Source organism: Bordetella pseudohinzii (assembly GCF_000657795.2).
GTDB classification, from domain to species: domain Bacteria; phylum Pseudomonadota; class Gammaproteobacteria; order Burkholderiales; family Burkholderiaceae_B; genus Bordetella; species Bordetella pseudohinzii.
This window is the reverse complement of the sequence record NZ_JHEP02000009.1, coordinates 39,059-55,926: the sequence shown is the minus strand read 5'-3', so window position 1 is coordinate 55,926 and position 16,868 is coordinate 39,059. Positions and strand designations below refer to the sequence as shown.

Sequence of the window (16,868 nt, the reverse complement as noted above, 5' to 3'; positions counted from 1 at the left end):
TCACACGCTCAGATAGGCGCGCCGCGCGGCCTCGTCGGCGATCAGCCCGCCCATGCTGCCCTGGAAGCGGATCTGGCCTTTTTCAAGCACATAGGCGCGGTCGGCCACCAGGGCGGCAAAATGCAGGTTCTGCTCCGACAGCAGAATGCTCGCGCCCAGGGCCTTCAGGCGCAGGATCATCCGCGCCATCTGCTCGACAATAAGCGGCGCCACCCCTTCCGAGGGCTCATCCAGCAGCACCAGATAGGGATTGCCCATCAAGGTGCGCGCCACCGCCAGCATCTGCTGTTCGCCGCCGCTCATCTGTCCGCCCGGCCGCTGCGGCATGGCGCCCAGATTGGGAAACAAGGCATAGAGGTCCTGCGGCCGCCAATTCGGCGCCTCGCTGCCGTCCGGCCAGCGGCGCGGCGGCTGACGGCCCATGTCAAGGTTCTCGGCCACGCTCAGCTCCGTGAAAATACGCCTGTCCTCGGGCACATAGCCCAGGCCCAGGCGCGCCACCTCATAGGGCGCGAGCGACGCGATATCCCGGCCCATGAAACGCAGCTCGCCGCGCCGCCGCGCCACCAGGCCCATGATGCTCTTGATCGTGGTGGACTTGCCCGCGCCATTGCGCCCCATCAGGGCCACGACTTCGCCGCGGCCGACCTCCAGGTCGACGCCGAAAAGAATGTGGGCCGCGCCATACCAGGCATCGAGCCCGCGCACCGCAAGCAAGGGCGTGCTCATCGGTTCCCCCCCGCGGCTTCGAACGTCCTGCCGGTGCCGAAATACACCTCCTGCACCTTGGGATGATTGCGGATCGCATCGGCCTGCCCTTGCGCGATAAGCTGCCCGCGCGCCAGCACGATCAAGCGGTCCGCATAGGCAAAGACCACGTCCATGCTGTGTTCGGTGAAGAGCACCGCCAGGCCGCGCTCCAGGACGAGGCGCTTGGTGAGCGCCATCAAGGCCTGGCGCTCGCCCGGCGCCATGCCGGCCGTGGGCTCGTCCATCAGCAGCAGCTTGGGGTCGCCGCCCAGCGCGACGGCCAGCTCGACCCGCTTGACATCGCCATAGGCCAGTTCGCTGCAAGGGCGGTCGGCCTGCTCGGCCATGCCCACCTGCGCCAGCAGGGCCAGCGCCTCGCCGCGGTAACGCCGGGCGGCCGTCCGGCCGAAGGCAAAGATCTGGCCGTGATGGGACAGCAAAGCCATCTGCACATTTTCGGCGACCGTCAGCGAGGCGAAGGTGGCGGCGATCTGGAAGGTGCGCCCCACGCCCAGCCGGCAGATCTCGCGCGGCTTGCGGCCGAGCAGTTCCTGTCCATCCAGGCGCACGGACCCATTGCTTGCGCGCAGCTGCCCGCCCAGCAGGTTGAACAGGGTGGACTTGCCGGCGCCGTTCGGCCCGATCAAGGCCAGGAGCTCTCCGGCCCGCAAATCGAAACTCACGCCATCGACGGCGCGCACGCCGCCAAAGGCCACGGCCAGGTCGCGCACGTGCAGCATCATGCCCGCGCCCCCCGCCAGCGCCGCGCCAGCTGGCCGCAGAATCCGGCAATGCCTTGCGGAAAGGCCAGGACCAGCAAGAGGATGATGGCGCCGAACAGCGCCCGCCAGTACTCCGTGGCGCGCATCACATAATCCTGGATGAAGGTGAAGCTGGCCGCGCCCACAATGGGGCCGACCAGGGTCTGCACCCCGCCCAGCAGCACCATGACCAGGCCGTCGACCGACTTGCCCACGGCCATGACATCGGGCGAAATACTGCCCTTGGAAAAGGCAAAAAGCGCGCCTGCCAAGCCGCCGAACAGGCCGGCCACGACAAAGGCGGCCCACTGCACGCGCCTGACGTCGATGCCGATGGCCTCGGCGCGCAGCGCCGAATCGCGCGCCGCGCGCAAAGCATAGCCAAAGGGCGAAAACAGGATGTGGCGCAAGGCCCAGAGCGACAGCCCGGCCATGACCAGGACGGCATAGTAGAACGCCGTGCCCGACAGCCAATCGGCCGGCCAGACGCCGACCATGCCATTCGAGCCGCCCGTGAAGGCATCCCACTGGAACACCACCGACCACACGATCTGCGAGAAGGCCAGGGTCAGCATGGCGAGATAGACGCCCGACAGCCGCACGCAGAACCAGCCGAAGACCAGGGCGCCCAGGCCGGCGGCCAGCGGCGCGAACAGCAGCGCGGCTTCCATCGGCAAGGCGGCGGCCTTGAGCAGCAGCGCCGCGCCATAGGCGCCCAGCCCGAAATACGCGGCATGGCCAAAGGAATGCATGCCGCCCGGCCCCATGATGAAGTGCAGGCTGGCGGCAAACAGCACGGCGATCAGGACGTCCTGGGCCAGCACCACCGCATAGGGCAGCGCCTGGGCCGCCAGCGGCAGCAGCGCCAGGCAGGCCAGCACGGCGGCAAAGACCGCCAGCGTGCGCGGCGAGGCAAAGGCCAGCGGCGCCTCCACCGGCGCGGTGCCGCGGCTGGCCACCTGAGGCTTGCCGAACAGGCCCCAGGGCCGGATGACCAGCACCACGGCCATGAAGAGAAACTCCACCACCAGCGTCAGCTTGGAAAACGACAGGCTGATCCCCAGCCACTGCACCGTGCCCAGGCCGATGCACAAGGCCTTGATCTCGGCGATCAGCAGGGCCGCCACATAGGCGCCCGGCAGCGATCCCATCCCGCCCACCACGACGACCACGAAAGCGTCGCCGATGATGCGCAGATCCAGGCCCAGGCTGGCCGGCTCGCGCGGCAGCTGCAGCGCGCCGCCCAGGCCGGCCAGCATGGCGCCCAGCGCGAACACGCCCGTGAACAGCCAGGCCTGGTTCACCCCCAGGGCGCCCAGCATTTCCCTGTCCTGCGAGGCCGCCCTCACCAGCCGGCCCCAGCGGCTGCGGGTCAGGAGCAACCACAACAGCCCCAGCACCACGGGGCCGATCGCCATCAGGACCAGGTTGTAGACCGGATAACGCCGGCCCAGCAGGTCGACCGCCCCGCTCAAGCCCGGCGCCCGCGGGCCCAGCAAATCCTCCGCGCCCCAAAGCCAGAGCGCCGCGTCATTGATCACCAGCACCAGGGCAAACGTCGCCAGCAACTGGAACAGTTCAGGCGCGCGGTAGATGCGGCGCAGCAGGACTATCTCGATCAGCGCCCCCAGGGCGCCCACCGCCAGGGCGGCGGCCAGCACCCCGAACCAGAAACCCAGCGCGCCGCCCCCGATGCGCTCGACCAGGGCATAGGCGATATACACGCCCAGCATATAGAGCGAGCCATGGGCAAAATTGACCAGCCGCGTGACCCCGAAGATCAGCGACAGCCCGGCCGCCACCAGAAACAGCGAAGACGCCTCGGCCAGGCCGTTGAGCAGCTGCGCCAGAAAACCCGTCAAATCCATGCGCTTCGCCGCGGCCTCAGTCCGCCCGACGCAGCTTGCGCACTTCTTCGTCCGGCGGCATCACCTTGGCGCCATCCACATAGCGGAAATCGGTCATGATGCCCTTGCCGTCCTTGTAGGCCAGCCGGCCTACATAGGCGCCCATGGTGGATTGATGGTCCAGGGCGCGGTACTCGATCGGGCCGAAGGGGATGGTGAGTTTCAGGCCCGCGAAGGCCTTGATCATGGCCTCGGTATCGGTCGAACCCGCGCGGCGCATGCCCTCGGCCAGCGACTTGATGGCGCTATAGCCCACCACCGAGCCCAGGCGCGGATAATCCTTGAACTTGGCCTCATAGGCCTTCAAGAAGGCCTGGTGCTCGGGCGTGTCGATGAACTGCCAGGGGTAGCCGGTGACGATCCAGCCTTCGGGCGTCTCGTCGCGGAAAGTGTCCAGGTATTCGGGCTCGCCGGTCAGCACGCTGACGACCGGCCTGTTCGTGAACAGCCCGCGGGTGGTTCCTTCGCGCACGAACTTCGTCACGTCGGTGGCGAACAGCACATTGAAGATCGCGTCCGGCCTGGCGTCGGCCAGGGCCTGGGCCACGCTGCCCGCGTCCACCTTGCCCAGCGGCACGGCCTGTTCCGTCACGAACTCGATGTCCGGCTGCGCGGCCTTCATGAGCGTCTTGAAGGTGCCGACGGCCGACTGGCCATACTCATAATTGGGATAGACGATGGCCCAGCGCTTTTTCTTCAGTTTCAGGGCCTCGGGCACCAGCATCGCCACCTGCATATAGGTCGAGGTGCGCAAACGGTAGGTGTAGCGATTGCCGTCCTGCCAGACGATTTTGTCGGTCAGCGGTTCGCTGGCCAGGAAGAACACCTTTTTCTGGCGGGCGAAATCGCTCAGCGCCAGCCCGATATGCGAGAGGAAAGAACCGGTCAGCACATCGACTTTTTCGCGCGAGAACAGCTCCTCGGCCGCTCGCACGGCGTCGCCCGGATTGGCGTTGTCGTCGCGGATCACCAGTTCGAGCGGTTTGCCGCCGATGCCGCCGGCCGCGTTGACCTCGTCCACGGCCAGCTGCATGCCTTTTTTATACGGCTCCAGAAAGGCGGGCTGCGCCTTATAGCTGTTGATCTCGCCGATCCGGATCGTGTCCTGCGCGGCCGCGGCCGCGCCCAGGGCCGTCAAGCCCGCCGCCATCAGCAGCCGGACGCCGCCCAAGCAAACCTTCATGATCTTCCTCATCGTGATATGTGACGCGCGCCGGCGCGCGAGCCACAGAGTACACCGAGGCGCGGCCCTCAGGCGAGCGGGGCCTGTCCCCGCACCCGGTACCACTGGGCAAAGGCCTCGGCCCGCAAGGGCCGCGAAACCAGGAAACCCTGGGCATAGGTCACCTCATGGGCGCGCAGATAGTCCAGTTGCGCCTGCTCGCTCACGCCCTCGGCGACCACCGCCAGGTCCAGGCGCCTGGCCAGCGCCAGAATGAGGTCCAGGACGGGCGTTTCCGGCTCGGAACCGGTGATCGCCTCGATAAAAAGCTTGTCTATCTTCAGGTAATCCACCGGAAACTGCTGCAAGTACGACAAAGAGCAATAGCCGGCGCCGAAGTCGTCGATGGCGATGCGCACCCCGGCGGCGCGCAGGCTGCGCAGATGCAGCTGCACCCGGCCGCTGTCCTCGACCAGGCTGCGCTCGGTCAGCTCCAGCACCAGTTGCGGCGCGCTGGGCGCGACCCGCGCGGCGAAGGTCTCGATGTCATCGATAAAATCGTCGCGCCGCAGATGGTCGGCCGCCACGTTCACGCTCAGATGAAAACCAGGCGGCAAGGTCATCAGCGGCAGGTCGCGCTCGATCAGGCGCAGCGCGTGGCGTGTCAAGGCGACGATGATGCCCTCGGCCTCGGCCGCGGCAATGAATACCTCCGGGCTGACCGCCCCCATCCCCGGCCGCTCCCAGCGCATCAAGGCTTCGGCGCCTTCGCAGCGGCCGCTGGCGATGCCGAAGATGGGCTGGTACTCCATATGGAACTCACCGGCGCGCATGCCGCGCTGCATCTGGTCGCGGAAGCTCAGGCGCTGCATCTGCAGGCGATGCACGCCCCATGCCATCAGGCAGCCCAGAACCAGCGCCACCGGAAGAAAGACCAGCAACAGGCTCCGCCATTCCTCCCGAACCTCCGCGCCCGGCAAGGACACCTCGATGATGACGGGCACGCCCTCCGAGGTGAAAGACTCCCGGGCGCTCACCGCGCCGTCTGGCGCCATGGGCGGATCCTGCGCCGGACGGCTGGTCAGCATCATGCCGCCATCGATCTTCAGTTCGATATGGTGCTGGTTCAAGGACGCCACCGAATCCAGCAGATCCTGCAGGTGCTGGCTGTCGATGACCGCCATCGCGTGGCGCTCGCCCGGGCCAGCCGCGCCGGCCAGCAAGGCCGGGCGCCCCTGCATGAGCGGCGTGCCGCCGACCAAACGCAGCCAGCGTCCGGTCGGGATGTCCGCGGGCCATTGGTACACGGTGCCGCGCGGCAGGGTGATGAGCGTGGAGCAATACACCTGCCGCCCGTCGAACAGGGCCAGGGCGCGGAAATACGAGCGCATGCTGATGATGCGCGACAGGACGGGCTGGGCATCCTCGCAGGGCTCGGACAGCAGCGGCCCCATGGCGTCGACCGCCGCCCAGGCCTCGCGCAGGATGCGCTCGATATGGTTGCGGCTGATGCTGGCCTCGGTCTGCGCCTGCTTCAGGTTCAGCCGCTGCGCGCCGGCCCATGTCAGCAGCAGGCAGGCCAGCAGGGGCAGCAGCAAGGCCGCCGCCAGCGCGATATAGCGCCAATGCCTGCCATGACGGACGGTCAAATCGGCGTTTTGCACTCTTCGCTATCGCCCCTGTGTCTAGGCCACATTGCCTCGTGGCTCCAGCGTACCTGAGTTTTGCGCGCTCAGGCTTGTTCGCGTCTGCGGGAGAACAACCAGCCCAGGAAAACCAGCGCGCCCGCGCCCAGCAGACCGGCCGCCGCGTAATAGACCGGCCGCGCGCGGCTGGCATGCTCGGCATGCAGGCCGGCGCGCGCGATGGCCTTTGCATCCGCGCCGGCGGCCAGCGGCGCCGGATCCAGCGGCGCGACGATATAGGCAAAGGCGAGCAAGATCCCGCCCAACAGAACCAGGAAGAGCGCGCCCCAGCCCAGGCCGGCCACGCGCGGCGCCCGCGCGGGCTTGGCGGCCTTGCGGGTCTTGGCCGCGCTCTTGGCGGGCATGACAGGTTTGGCGGGGCGCTGCGGGGTTTTCTCGGCGCGCGGTTCGCGCAGACGGCGCCACAGGCCGGGGGCGGCGGCGGCCAGGCCCAGGGCCGCGGTCGCCCCCATCAGCGCGGCGGCCGAGACATGGCTGTTGCCCGCCAGCCAATGGGCTTGGCCGCCGACCAGCGCGCTGCGGCCCAGCCAGGCATGCAAGGCATGGCCGCTGGCATAACAGGCGGCCAGCGCCGCGACCACGGACACAAACACCAGGACGCCGCTGGCCAGGTCCTGATGCCGCTCCGTCTCGAAAGTCTGCACGGCACGCCGCACCAGGACCAGGCATAGCCCGGCCAGGGCCAGCAATATCGCGGCCGCGATCCAGGCCAGGGAAAAACCGTAAACAAAGCGCGCCAGGGCGACAGTCATCGAAGAAGCCATTCCGTTATCAGGCGGCGCCCCTGCAAGCAGGCGCCTATTGCCAATTAAATCAGTGGCTTATTTACCATAATTAAAGTAAAAAATCTAAGAAATCACTTGATGTACGGGGCGCGGCGCGCCGGCCCTCAGGCCAGCTGGCGCGCCTGCACCTGGGCAATGCGGCGGCCGTCCAGACGCTTGACCTCGAACTCCCAGTCGCGCCAGCGCACGCGCACGCCCACCTCGGGCAGGCTGTCCGCGGCGCGCAGCACGCAGCCGGCCAAGGTGGCGTCGTCGGCGTAGTCCTGGCCCAGCTGCGGCGCGCCGATGATGCGCGCGGCTTCCGGCGTGGCCAGCCGGCCATCGAGCAGCCAGGAGCCGTCGGCCATGCGCGCCGCTCCCGTGATGGTCTCGCCCGAATGCTCGGGCAGATCGCCGGCCACCGCGGTCAAGAGATCCATGGGCGTCACCAGACCCTCGCACACGCCATGCTCATCGACCACGATCAGCAGGTGATCGCGCGATTCGCGCATGACCTCGAGAAGCTTCATTACCGGCACCGTCTCGGGCACATAATGCGGCTCCTGGGCCAGCTCGACCAAATCCACCGCCCCCGGTGTGCGCAAGGGGCCCAGCAAGTCCTTGAAGTGCAGCACGCCCACCACATTGGCCGGGTCGCCATCGCACAGGGGCAGGCGCGAATGGCCCGAGGCAAACTTGTCCAGCACGGTCTGGGCGTCGTCCCGCACATCCAGCCACACCATCTCGCCGCGCGGCACCATGATGCTGCGCAGGTCGCGCTGCCCCATGGACAGCACCCCCTCGATCAGACTGCTCTCCTCGGGGGCGAAGGCCGCCTCCTCCTCGCCCGCGTCCTGCGGCTCGGCCGGCGCGCCATGGCCGTCGCCGGCGCGCAGCAGCTTGAGCACCATGCGCGCCGTGCGTTCGCGCCGTCCCAGGCCATGCTCATCGCGCTGGCGATTGCGCTGCGCCAGCTGGTTGAACAGCTCAATCAGGATGGAAAAACCGATGGCGGCGTAGAGATAACCCTTCGGGATATCGAAGCCCAGGCCCTCGGCCACCAGGCTGAAACCGATCATCAGCAGCAGGCCCAGGCAGAGGATGACCACCGTCGGGTGGCGCCCCACAAAGGCCATCAAGGGACGGCTGGCCAGCATCATCACGGCCATGGCGATGATCACCGCCGTCATCATGATGCTCAGGTCCTGCACCATGCCCACGGCCGTGATGACGGAGTCCAGCGAAAACACCGCGTCCAGCACCACGATCTGGGCGATCACCTGCCAGAACACCGCGTACTGCTGGCGGCCGCCGGTCGCGTGCGCGCGCCCCTCGACCCGCTCATGCAACTCCATCGTGCCCTTGAACAGCAGGAACAGCCCCCCCAGGATCAAGATGAGATCGCGCCCGGAGATCTCCGCGCCCAGCACCGTGAACAGCGGTTGGGTCAAGGTCACCACCCAGGCAATGCTGGCCAGCAAGCCCAGGCGCATGAGCAGCGCCAGCGTCAGGCCCAGCATGCGGGCCCGGTTGCGCTGCTGCGCGGGCAGCTTGTCGGCCAGGATGGCGATGAACACCAGGTTATCGATGCCCAGCACAATCTCCAGCACGATCAGGGTGGCCAGGCCCACCCAGGCCGTGGGGTCGGACATCCAGTCAAACAGCATCGACTTTCCTCAAACGAAAAAGGCCCGCCGCCTCAAGGCGAGGCGCGGGCGCATGACAAAACGAAAACAGCCGCGGCGGGCGGCGGAAGATGAAACGCTGGGGTCCGCGAGGGGACAAAGGGGCGCGGCATGGGCCGCGCCTAGATGGAGGCTCTTCGGTCATAGAGGGGGAAGACGGTCCATGCGACCATCTTCCCGATAATCTGACAGGAACCTGAATCATACCAAAATCCGGACTTCCACCAGGCCGACGGCTATGGCGCCTTGCCCGCCGAAATATCCATGATCATCCTGGCCGTCAGGTAGAGCCGCGGCACGATGGTTTGCGTGTCCACATACTCGGCGTCGTTGGAATGCGCGCCGAAGCCGCTCAGGCCGAAGCCCTCGATGACGGGTCCGCGCGCCTTGAGCTGGGCAAAGGCCGCGTCGGTGCCGCCGCCCGTGGCGCGGTCCAGCACTTTCATGGGCAGGCCCAGTTCTTGGTAAATGGCCACGCCGTGGCGGGCCAGCGCCCGCGAAGCCTCGGTGGCCTCCAGCGGCGGACGGCGCACTTCGAACTTGAGTTCGACCTTGGACTCGGGCAGCAGCTTGTTGCGTATCTTCTCCTCCATGGCTTGCTGCAGCGCATCAAAGTCGGCCACGCGCAGCGCCCGGGCATCGGCCTGGGCCGTGGCCTGTCCGGGGATTACATTGCGATTGCTGCCTGCCTGGGCCAGGGTCCAATTCAGTTTCAGGCCTTGCTCCGGCTTGGAGAGATCCTTCATCTGCAGGACCTGATGCGCCAATTCGTAGAGCGCGTTCACGCCGCCTTCGGGCCGCGCCCCGGCATGCGATGTCTTGCCCTGCACCGTCAGATAGGCCGCGCCGATGCCGCTGGTGGCCAGGCGCAGGTCGCCGGCGCTGCCGCCGCCCTCGAAAGAGAACACCGCGTCCTGGTCGGCGGCCAGCCGCGTGATGGTGGCGCGCGCGCCCGGCGAACTGATTTCCTCATCGCCGTTCACCAGGACGGTCAGCGTGCCGTAGTCCTGGTAGTCCAGCGCGCGCAGCAGCGCCAGCGCATGGATGATCAGCGCCACGCCCTGCTTGTCGTCGGCAATGCCCAGACCGTAGGCGCGCTTGCCGTCGATGCGAAAAGGCTGGTCCTTGAGCATGCCGTCGCGATACACCGTATCCATGTGCGCGATCAGCATGATCTTCTTCTGGCCGCGCCCCTTGAAGACCGCCTGGACCATGGGGCCGGTTTCCTTGGGGGTATCGTCCATCCGGAACACCTCGTCCGGCGGCAGCACCTGCACCTGCCCGCCCTGCGCCCGCAGCCCTTCGGCCACCCGCTCGGCGATCCGCTTGACGCCATGCACATCCCGGCTGCCCGATTCGATGTTCACCAGGTCGCGCAAGGTGTCCAACAGCCCCGCTTCCTGCGCCTTCGCCGCGTCCAGGACCGGCTGCAACGGTTCGGCCATCGCGGACCCGCCCGCCAGAAGCGCCGCGGCCAAGACCAGCCGCCACCCCGCTTTTACCGCTTTCGCCATGCTTTTCCCCTCTGCGCCCGCCTCACGTTGGACTGCCGCTTTCCCCTGGCGCCGGCCCGCCGCGCCAGGGCGGGCCGGCGCGCAAATACCCTGGACGGCATGGCATACGGCAAGACGGGCCGGTTGGCCCGCCCCGCGCGCCGGGGTCTGCCCACTGTCTGACGCGACAAGCGCCAAGTCAAGCCCCGGGGCCGCGCCGGACGTTAAAGTTTCGCGGGCGGCGGACGTTAAGGACGTAATACGCCGTTGCGAAACAAGCCAGCCTTTTCATGGGATCAGCCCTGGATCGCAGCATTGCCGATAGCACCCAAAGATTTATCTGATAGTTTTCAAGATCAGAGGCAACGATATCGGTAATTAACGCGCATCGGGCCTGGATATTTTCTCGATTCGCCGCAGGGCGACCGCTTTATCCTTATGGCATTGTCGGGTCCCTCCAACGAGGCGCAGCCCCGTTGTCGACAATATACGGGACATGACCTTGGAAATTTGTGCTCAACCGGATATAAAAACGGATATAAATCGCAGGGATTCTGTCCTAGGCAAGCCCGGGAGAGAGCCGGCAGCAACGCATGCGCCGCGCCACCACGGTGCGGTTCCTCATGCTTTTGCCACCATTGATCGTCACTATTTCGCATGAAACAGCCGGCCGTCCTCGTGATCGAAGACCACCCTGTGCAGCGGCTGGTCATAATCCGAGCCCTTGAGATGCTCGGGTACACCCGTATCCTGCAGGCGCCGGAGGGCCAGCAGGCGCTCCAGCAGCTCGAGGAGCATGGCGCCGCCGACATCGTGATCTGCGATGTCCGCACCCCGGGCATGGACGGCACCCAGTTCCTGCGCGAAGCCAGCCAGCGCACGCTCGTCAAATCCCTCATCCTCAGCAGCGACGTCTCCAGCGATCTCACCGCGGCCATCCTGCACATGGCCAGCCTGTCCGGCATACAGGTGCTGGGCGACCTGGGCAAGCCCCTCAAGCTCAGCCGCCTGGAGTCCCTGCTGCGCCGCTACGAGACCGACTCGGCCGCCGCCCCGGGCAATGCCGAGACGCCCGACTACGCGCCGCCCAGCGCCGAGGAAATCCGCCGCGGCCTGGATCGAGGCGAGTTCATTCCCTATTACCAGCCCAAGTTCGACGTGCGCACCCTGCAGCCGGCCGGCGCCGAAGTGCTCGCCCGCTGGGATCACCCCGAGCGCGGCCTGCTCTCGCCTTGTTACTTCATGGAGGCGGTCAAGGACTGCGACGCGCTCGACCGCATGACCTCGGCGCTGGCCGACCAGGCCATGGCCCAGACCGCCCGGTCGGTGCTGATGGGCCGGGGCGCCAGCCTGGCGCTCAATGTCGAAACCTGCCAGTTGGGCAGCGCCCAGTTGACGACCGATCTCATCGCCGCCCTTGAGCGGCATGCGCTCCCGGCCACGGCGCTCACCATCGAAGTGACCGAAACCGGCCTGCTGTCGGTGCAGGCCTCCACGCTTGAAACCCTGGTACGCCTCAGGCTGCTGGGCTGCACGGTTTCCATCGACGACTTCGGGACCGGGTTTTCTTCCATGGAGCGGCTTTGCAACCTGCCGTTCAATCAGCTCAAGATAGACGCTTCTTTCGTCCGACGCCTTCCTGGCGATGCACGCAGCGAAAGCGTGATCGCCGCCACGCTCTCCCTGGCCGAAAGCCTGGGGATCACCGTCGTGGCCGAGGGCATCGAAACCCCCGACCAACGCAACGCCTTGCTCGATATGCGCTGCGCCCTGGGCCAAGGCTATTGGTATGCGCGCCCCATGTCCGGCGCCGAATACGAATCCTGGCTCTTCAACCCCATGGTCGCCAACACCTGAGCGGACGGACCTGGGCGTTACTCCAACAACCGGCTGCGGCGCCAGCCCGGTTTGTCCCTGCTCGCGGTCATATCGTCTTATTCGATATTCCTTACCGGCTGACTCGGCTCGCCCGGCGGAACCTGCTCGCTACGCTATATCCGACAGCTTCATCAGATAAGACGGAAAGAACAGGGTCGGTCTGAGAACCTAGACTTGCCCTTGGAGCACATACTTAAACTAGCCTGATTTTTATTGGGTTCACCGTGACGTGTGTTCTCGCAACATGTGGTATCCAAAAAGCAGAATATGCTCTAACTTGTCGCTGACCCTGTAGCTTTGGATGCTTATCTTTCAATGTGATCCCCGCCACGAGAAAAAAGCACCTCTGGCTGACTACAGCTTTTCAAACATAATAACGATCATTACAACTGAAGATTTGTGAGGCAGCGCACGGCCATGCAAAAGCTACTGATTATTGATGATCATCCCGTCATCCGCTATGCAGTAAAAGGTTTGATGGAGAAAGAAGGTTTCGAGGTTGTGGGCGAAACCGACAATGGTCTGGACGGCATCACCATGGCGCGAGAATTGCTGCCCAACCTGGTCATCCTGGATATCGGGATCCCCAAGCTGGATGGCCTGGAAGTACTGACCCGGCTGCAGGCCCTGGGCCTGCCCATGCATGTGCTCATCCTCACCGGCCAGCAGCCGGCGCTCTTTGCCCGCCGCTGTCTGAATGCCGGCGCGGCTGGCTTTGTCTCCAAGCATGGCAACCTGCAGGAAGTCGTGGACGCCGCCAAGGCGGTGGTCGCCGGCTACACCTATTTTCCGAAAACCACGCTCACCGATATACGCGGCGTCGAGAATCAAGACGACGCAATGATGATTTCTTCGCTGTCCAACCGCGAGTTGGCAGTGCTTCAGTTATTGGCGCAAGGCCTGACCAATAAGGACATCGCCGACAGCATGTTCCTGAGCAATAAGACCATCAGCACCTACAAGACCCGCTTGCTGCAGAAACTGAACGCCACCACGCTGGTCGAGCTGATCGACATGGCCAAGCGCAACAACCTCGGATAATCCCATGCCGCTGTCCCTGGCTTGGCGCCTTTTGCTGTCCAGCCTGGCCGCCGCCCTCTTTCTGGTCTGCGCGCCCGCCGCAGGGTCCGCCGCTGGGCGCAGCCTGCCCGAGGGCTCGACCGCCGAGACGCCCAAGCTGGCCGTCGACCTGGACGCCGAGGACTGGCAGTGGCTGGCCCAGCAAAGAGAATTGCGGGTAGGCATATATGCGCCCGATTACGCGCCTTTCCAGTTTACGCAGAGCCAGCGCTTCCAGGGCCTCAATGCGGACTACCTCAAGATCATCAGCCACAATCTCGGCCTGATCCCTGTGGTGACCATTTACCCGGATCGCGACAGCGCGCTGCGGGCCCTGAGCGACGGCCAGGTCGACGTGGTCGACGATGTCGCCGGCGGCACGCTCATGGGAGACGGGTTTTCCACCACCCAGCCCTATATCAGCCACCCTGCCGTGGTCGTGGCGCGGCGCGAAATGGGCGATCTCCCCCAGGATCTCAAGACGCTGCGCGTCGCCGTCAACCCCCGCTCGCAGCCGGCCGCGCTGCGGCAAGGCGGGCCTCAGATCCGCTGGACGAGCTATGCCAACCCGCTGCTGGGCCTGAGCGCCGTGGCCTATGGACAGGCCGATGTCTATCTCGGAGACCCGCTGGCCGTGGCCTATTACCTGACGGCGGGCATCTTCAGCGATATGCAGGTGCAGCGCCGCGACGACCTCGGCATGCGGGCCAATGTCTATACGCTGCTGCGCGCCAACAGCCGGCTGCGCCACATCCTGGATCAGACCATAGCCAGCATCCCCGACATCTGGCGCCAGAACGCCGTCTACCGCTGGGGCCTGCCCAGCGGCGCCTTCATTGCGCCGCCCCCTCTTGCGCTGACCGAGCGGGAACGGCGCTGGCTGCAGCGCCACCCCGTGGTGCGTGTGCGGGCGCTGAATGTCTTTCCGCCCTTCTCCATGCACAGCCAGGACAGCCCCACGCTGTCCGGGCTGTCCATCGATATGCTGCAACGCATCGGCCGCCTGACCGGGCTGCGTTTCGACATCGAGGGCGCGGACTCCACCGCCGAGATGCAGGCCGCGCTGCAAAACCACGAAGCCGACATGAGCGCGGGCCTGTTCTGGAGCGAAAGCCGCGAGGATGTGCTGGATTTCAGCACGCCCTATCTCAGCACCGCCTTTGTGCTGGTCGGCAAGCAGGACGGCCCCAACCAGGCGGCCGGCGCGGATTTCGCGGGCATGCGCATCGCCAGCGTGGCCAGCAGCACGGCCTCCGATGCCTTGCGCCGCTACTATCCCCAGGCCCGGCTGGTGCCGGCGACCAGCCCCAATGATGCCCTGCTCAAGGTGGTCGACGGCAAGGCGGACTTCGCCGTGCAGACCCAGGTGGCGGCCAATTTCTACCTGCGCAATTATTTCCGCGACGAGCTGCGCATCGTCACCGCGCTGGATACCATGCCGGCGCGGCTGGCCTTCGCCTTCCCGCGCGACCAGGATGAACTGCAAGGCATCATCAACAAGGCGCTGGCGACGCTGCCGGCCGACGAGCCCATCTATCTCATGAACCGCTGGCGCGCCGAGTCGCCGCCGACCATCAACACCTGGTATGCCTACCGCCAGGAGATCTATCTGCTCATCGCCGCGGCGGCGGCCTCGGCGGTCATATTCCTGGCCTGGATTCTTTACCTGCGCAGGCAGATACGCAAACGCCGCGAGGCCGAGCGCGCCCTGAGCGACCAGCTCGCCTTCATGCGCGTGCTGATCGACGGCATCCCCAACCCGGTGTTCGTGCGCGACCGGCAAGGCCGCATGGTGACCTGCAACCGCAGCTATCTCGACACCTTCGGCCTGAGCGCCGAGGACGTCACGGGACGCACCCTGCCCGAATCCCCCATGTACGCCGAGAACCCGGAAGAGGCCGTGCGCGTGCACCAGCAGTATCTGGACGCCATGGAAACGGCCAACAGCCACGTCATCCAGGACATGGAGGTCAAGTTCAATGGCGAGAAGCATCATCTCTACCATTGGCTGATGCCCTATTCCGATTCGCTGGGCCATGTCAGCGGCCTGATCGGCGGCTGGACAGACCTGACCGAACGCATGGAACTGCTGCGCGACCTGCATGACGCCAAGGAAGAGGCCGACGCCGCCAACCGCGCCAAGACCACTTTCCTGGCGACCATGAGCCATGAAATCCGCACCCCGATGAACGCCATCATCGGCATGCTGGAACTGGTGCTGCGCCGCCCGCCCGACCAGCAGGCCGACCGCCAGGCGCTGCAGGTCGCCTACGACTCGGCGCGCTCGCTGCTCGACCTGATCGGCGACATCCTCGATATTTCCAAGATCGAGGCCGATAAGCTCGAACTGACGCCGATTCCTACCGACCTGCGCCATCTGCTCGAAAGCGTGGTCAACGTCTTCCAGGGCATGGCGCGGCAAAACGGCCTGAGCCTGAAACTGTCCATGACGCCGCCATCTCCGCCGGGTGTCTCGCTGGACGCCGTGCGCCTGAAACAGGTGGTGTCCAACCTGGTGAGCAATGCCCTCAAGTTCACCGAAGTGGGCGGGGTCACCGTTACGCTGAACGCCGTCGCCGCCGACGACGGCCAGGTCAACATCGAGATCGCCGTCGACGACAGCGGCCCGGGCATCAGCGCGGCGGACCGGCGCAAGCTGTTCGAACCCTTCACCCAGGTCCACGACGAAGCCCGCGCCAACAAGAACCGCGTGGCCGGCACCGGCCTGGGGCTGGCCATCAGCCGGCGCATCATCGAAGCCATGGGCGGCAGCCTCGAACTGAGCAGCATTCCGGGCAAGGGCACGCGCATCGACGTGCATTTGCGCGCGCCGCTGATCAAGGCGGACATGGCGGCGACTTCCTCGATGCAGGCCGAGACGCAGCAGGACGCACCGACCGCCCGCCTGCGGGTCCTGGTCATCGATGACCACGCGCCCAACCGCATGCTCCTGAGCCAGCAGCTGGCCTATATCGGCCACGATGTCCTGGAAGCGGCCGATGGCCCGCAGGGCCTGGCGCTGTGGCGCCAGCACGCCCTGGACGTTGTGCTCACCGACTGCAATATGCCCGGCATGAGCGGCTACGAAGTGGCGCGCGAGATCCGCCGCATCGAGGGCGAGGAACAGCGCCCACCCATCGCCATCTACGCCATCACGGCCTCGGCGCAGGCCGAAGAATTCGCGCGCTGCGAAGCGGCGGGCATGGATGGCTGCCTCTTCAAGCCCCTGGACATCGACACCCTCAAACAGCGGCTGCATCCCCTGGCCGTCCGCAAGGCCGAGCGCCCTGCCATGCCCTTCTCGCCCACGACCTTCCGGCCCCAGGGCCTGCTCGACCTGACCCAGGGCGATGCCGTCATGACGCGCCGCATCGCCGAAGAACTGCTCAAGACCAACCGTCAGGACATCGCCGCCCTGATGCAGGCGGCCGAGGCCCGGGACCAGACGGCCGTGGCCGACCTGGCCCACCGCATCGCCGGCGGCGCGCGCGTGGTGGCGGCCGACCAGGCCGTCGCCCAGGCGCAAGCCCTGGAAGCCGCCGCCCGCGGCGGCCAGGATGACACGGCGCCGGCCGTCGAAGCCCTGGTCCAGGCGCTGCACGCCCTGGAAGCCGACTTGCAAGCCTGGCTGGCCGGCCGGCAATGAGACGGGGCATGCTGGCCGCGCTTTGCGCGCCTGCCTTGCGGCTTGACTTGACAGGCG

At 66.3% G+C, this 16,868-nt stretch carries 11 protein-coding genes; 3 read left to right on the top strand and 8 right to left on the bottom strand.

The window, feature by feature from the left end; all coding sequences use genetic code 11:
* The 8 genes from L540_RS12785 to L540_RS12750 all read right to left on the bottom strand — a co-directional run bounded on the left by L540_RS12785 (position 1) and on the right by L540_RS12750 (position 10,249).
* A complete protein-coding gene (locus L540_RS12785; RefSeq protein WP_043211738.1) occupies positions 1 to 729 on the bottom strand; it encodes an ABC transporter ATP-binding protein in 729 nt (242 codons plus the stop codon).
* Positions 726 to 1,490, bottom strand: coding sequence for an ABC transporter ATP-binding protein (locus L540_RS12780; protein WP_043211936.1), 765 nt, complete (start codon positions 1,488 to 1,490; stop codon positions 726 to 728). Before L540_RS12780 ends, L540_RS12785 begins: the two co-directional genes overlap by 4 nt.
* Positions 1,490 to 3,379: an ABC transporter permease gene (locus L540_RS12775; RefSeq protein WP_043211736.1), complete on the bottom strand. Its 1,890-nt coding sequence runs from the start codon at positions 3,377 to 3,379 to the stop codon at positions 1,490 to 1,492. Before L540_RS12775 ends, L540_RS12780 begins: the two co-directional genes overlap by 1 nt.
* Before the next feature lie 16 nt (positions 3,380 to 3,395).
* Positions 3,396 to 4,601, bottom strand: a complete 1,206-nt coding sequence (locus L540_RS12770) for an ABC transporter substrate-binding protein (protein ID WP_043211734.1) — start codon at positions 4,599 to 4,601, stop codon at positions 3,396 to 3,398.
* A gap of 68 nt (positions 4,602 to 4,669) precedes the next feature.
* Complete coding sequence (locus tag L540_RS12765) at positions 4,670 to 6,229, bottom strand: EAL domain-containing protein (protein WP_043211933.1); 1,560 nt, start codon at positions 6,227 to 6,229, stop codon at positions 4,670 to 4,672.
* Positions 6,230 to 6,312: 83 nt separating this feature from the next.
* Positions 6,313 to 7,050, bottom strand: coding sequence for a hypothetical protein (locus L540_RS12760; protein WP_231584795.1), 738 nt, complete (start codon positions 7,048 to 7,050; stop codon positions 6,313 to 6,315).
* A 125-nt stretch (positions 7,051 to 7,175) separates the two neighbouring features.
* A complete protein-coding gene (locus L540_RS12755; RefSeq protein WP_043211729.1) occupies positions 7,176 to 8,717 on the bottom strand; it encodes a TerC family protein in 1,542 nt (513 codons plus the stop codon).
* 254 nt (positions 8,718 to 8,971) lie between these two features.
* The gene (locus L540_RS12750; protein WP_043211727.1) at positions 8,972 to 10,249 is read right to left on the bottom strand and encodes a M20/M25/M40 family metallo-hydrolase; all 1,278 of its coding nucleotides are present in this window, start codon (positions 10,247 to 10,249) and stop codon (positions 8,972 to 8,974) included.
* A 636-nt stretch (positions 10,250 to 10,885) separates the two neighbouring features.
* Here L540_RS12750 and L540_RS12745 point away from each other — a divergent pair.
* From L540_RS12745 to L540_RS12735, 3 genes are all read left to right on the top strand, one after another.
* Positions 10,886 to 12,085, top strand: a complete 1,200-nt coding sequence (locus L540_RS12745) for an EAL domain-containing response regulator (protein WP_043211725.1) — start codon at positions 10,886 to 10,888, stop codon at positions 12,083 to 12,085.
* A gap of 438 nt (positions 12,086 to 12,523) precedes the next feature.
* Positions 12,524 to 13,147 (top strand): virulence response regulator transcription factor BvgA, encoded by a 624-nt coding sequence (bvgA, locus tag L540_RS12740; RefSeq protein ID WP_029580888.1) that lies wholly within the window; start codon positions 12,524 to 12,526, stop codon positions 13,145 to 13,147.
* A gap of 4 nt (positions 13,148 to 13,151) precedes the next feature.
* Positions 13,152 to 16,811 (top strand): ATP-binding protein, encoded by a 3,660-nt coding sequence (locus tag L540_RS12735; protein ID WP_043211722.1) that lies wholly within the window; start codon positions 13,152 to 13,154, stop codon positions 16,809 to 16,811.
* The last annotated feature ends 57 nt before the right edge of the window (positions 16,812 to 16,868 follow it).

What these genes read in the sequence shown, in the direction of transcription:
- L540_RS12760 (WP_231584795.1), bottom strand. Translation starts at nt 7,050, where the DNA reads ATGGCTTCTTCGATGACTGTCGCCCTGGCGCGCTTTGTTTACGGTTTT.
- L540_RS12770 (WP_043211734.1), bottom strand. Translation starts at nt 4,601, where the DNA reads ATGAAGGTTTGCTTGGGCGGCGTCCGGCTGCTGATGGCGGCGGGCTTG.
- L540_RS12745 (WP_043211725.1), top strand. Translation starts at nt 10,886, where the DNA reads ATGAAACAGCCGGCCGTCCTCGTGATCGAAGACCACCCTGTGCAGCGG.
- L540_RS12785 (WP_043211738.1), bottom strand. Translation starts at nt 729, where the DNA reads ATGAGCACGCCCTTGCTTGCGGTGCGCGGGCTCGATGCCTGGTATGGC.
- L540_RS12735 (WP_043211722.1), top strand. Translation starts at nt 13,152, where the DNA reads ATGCCGCTGTCCCTGGCTTGGCGCCTTTTGCTGTCCAGCCTGGCCGCC.
- L540_RS12755 (WP_043211729.1), bottom strand. Translation starts at nt 8,717, where the DNA reads ATGCTGTTTGACTGGATGTCCGACCCCACGGCCTGGGTGGGCCTGGCC.
- L540_RS12775 (WP_043211736.1), bottom strand. Translation starts at nt 3,379, where the DNA reads ATGGATTTGACGGGTTTTCTGGCGCAGCTGCTCAACGGCCTGGCCGAG.
- bvgA (WP_029580888.1), top strand. Translation starts at nt 12,524, where the DNA reads ATGCAAAAGCTACTGATTATTGATGATCATCCCGTCATCCGCTATGCA.
- L540_RS12780 (WP_043211936.1), bottom strand. Translation starts at nt 1,490, where the DNA reads ATGCTGCACGTGCGCGACCTGGCCGTGGCCTTTGGCGGCGTGCGCGCC.
- L540_RS12750 (WP_043211727.1), bottom strand. Translation starts at nt 10,249, where the DNA reads ATGGCGAAAGCGGTAAAAGCGGGGTGGCGGCTGGTCTTGGCCGCGGCG.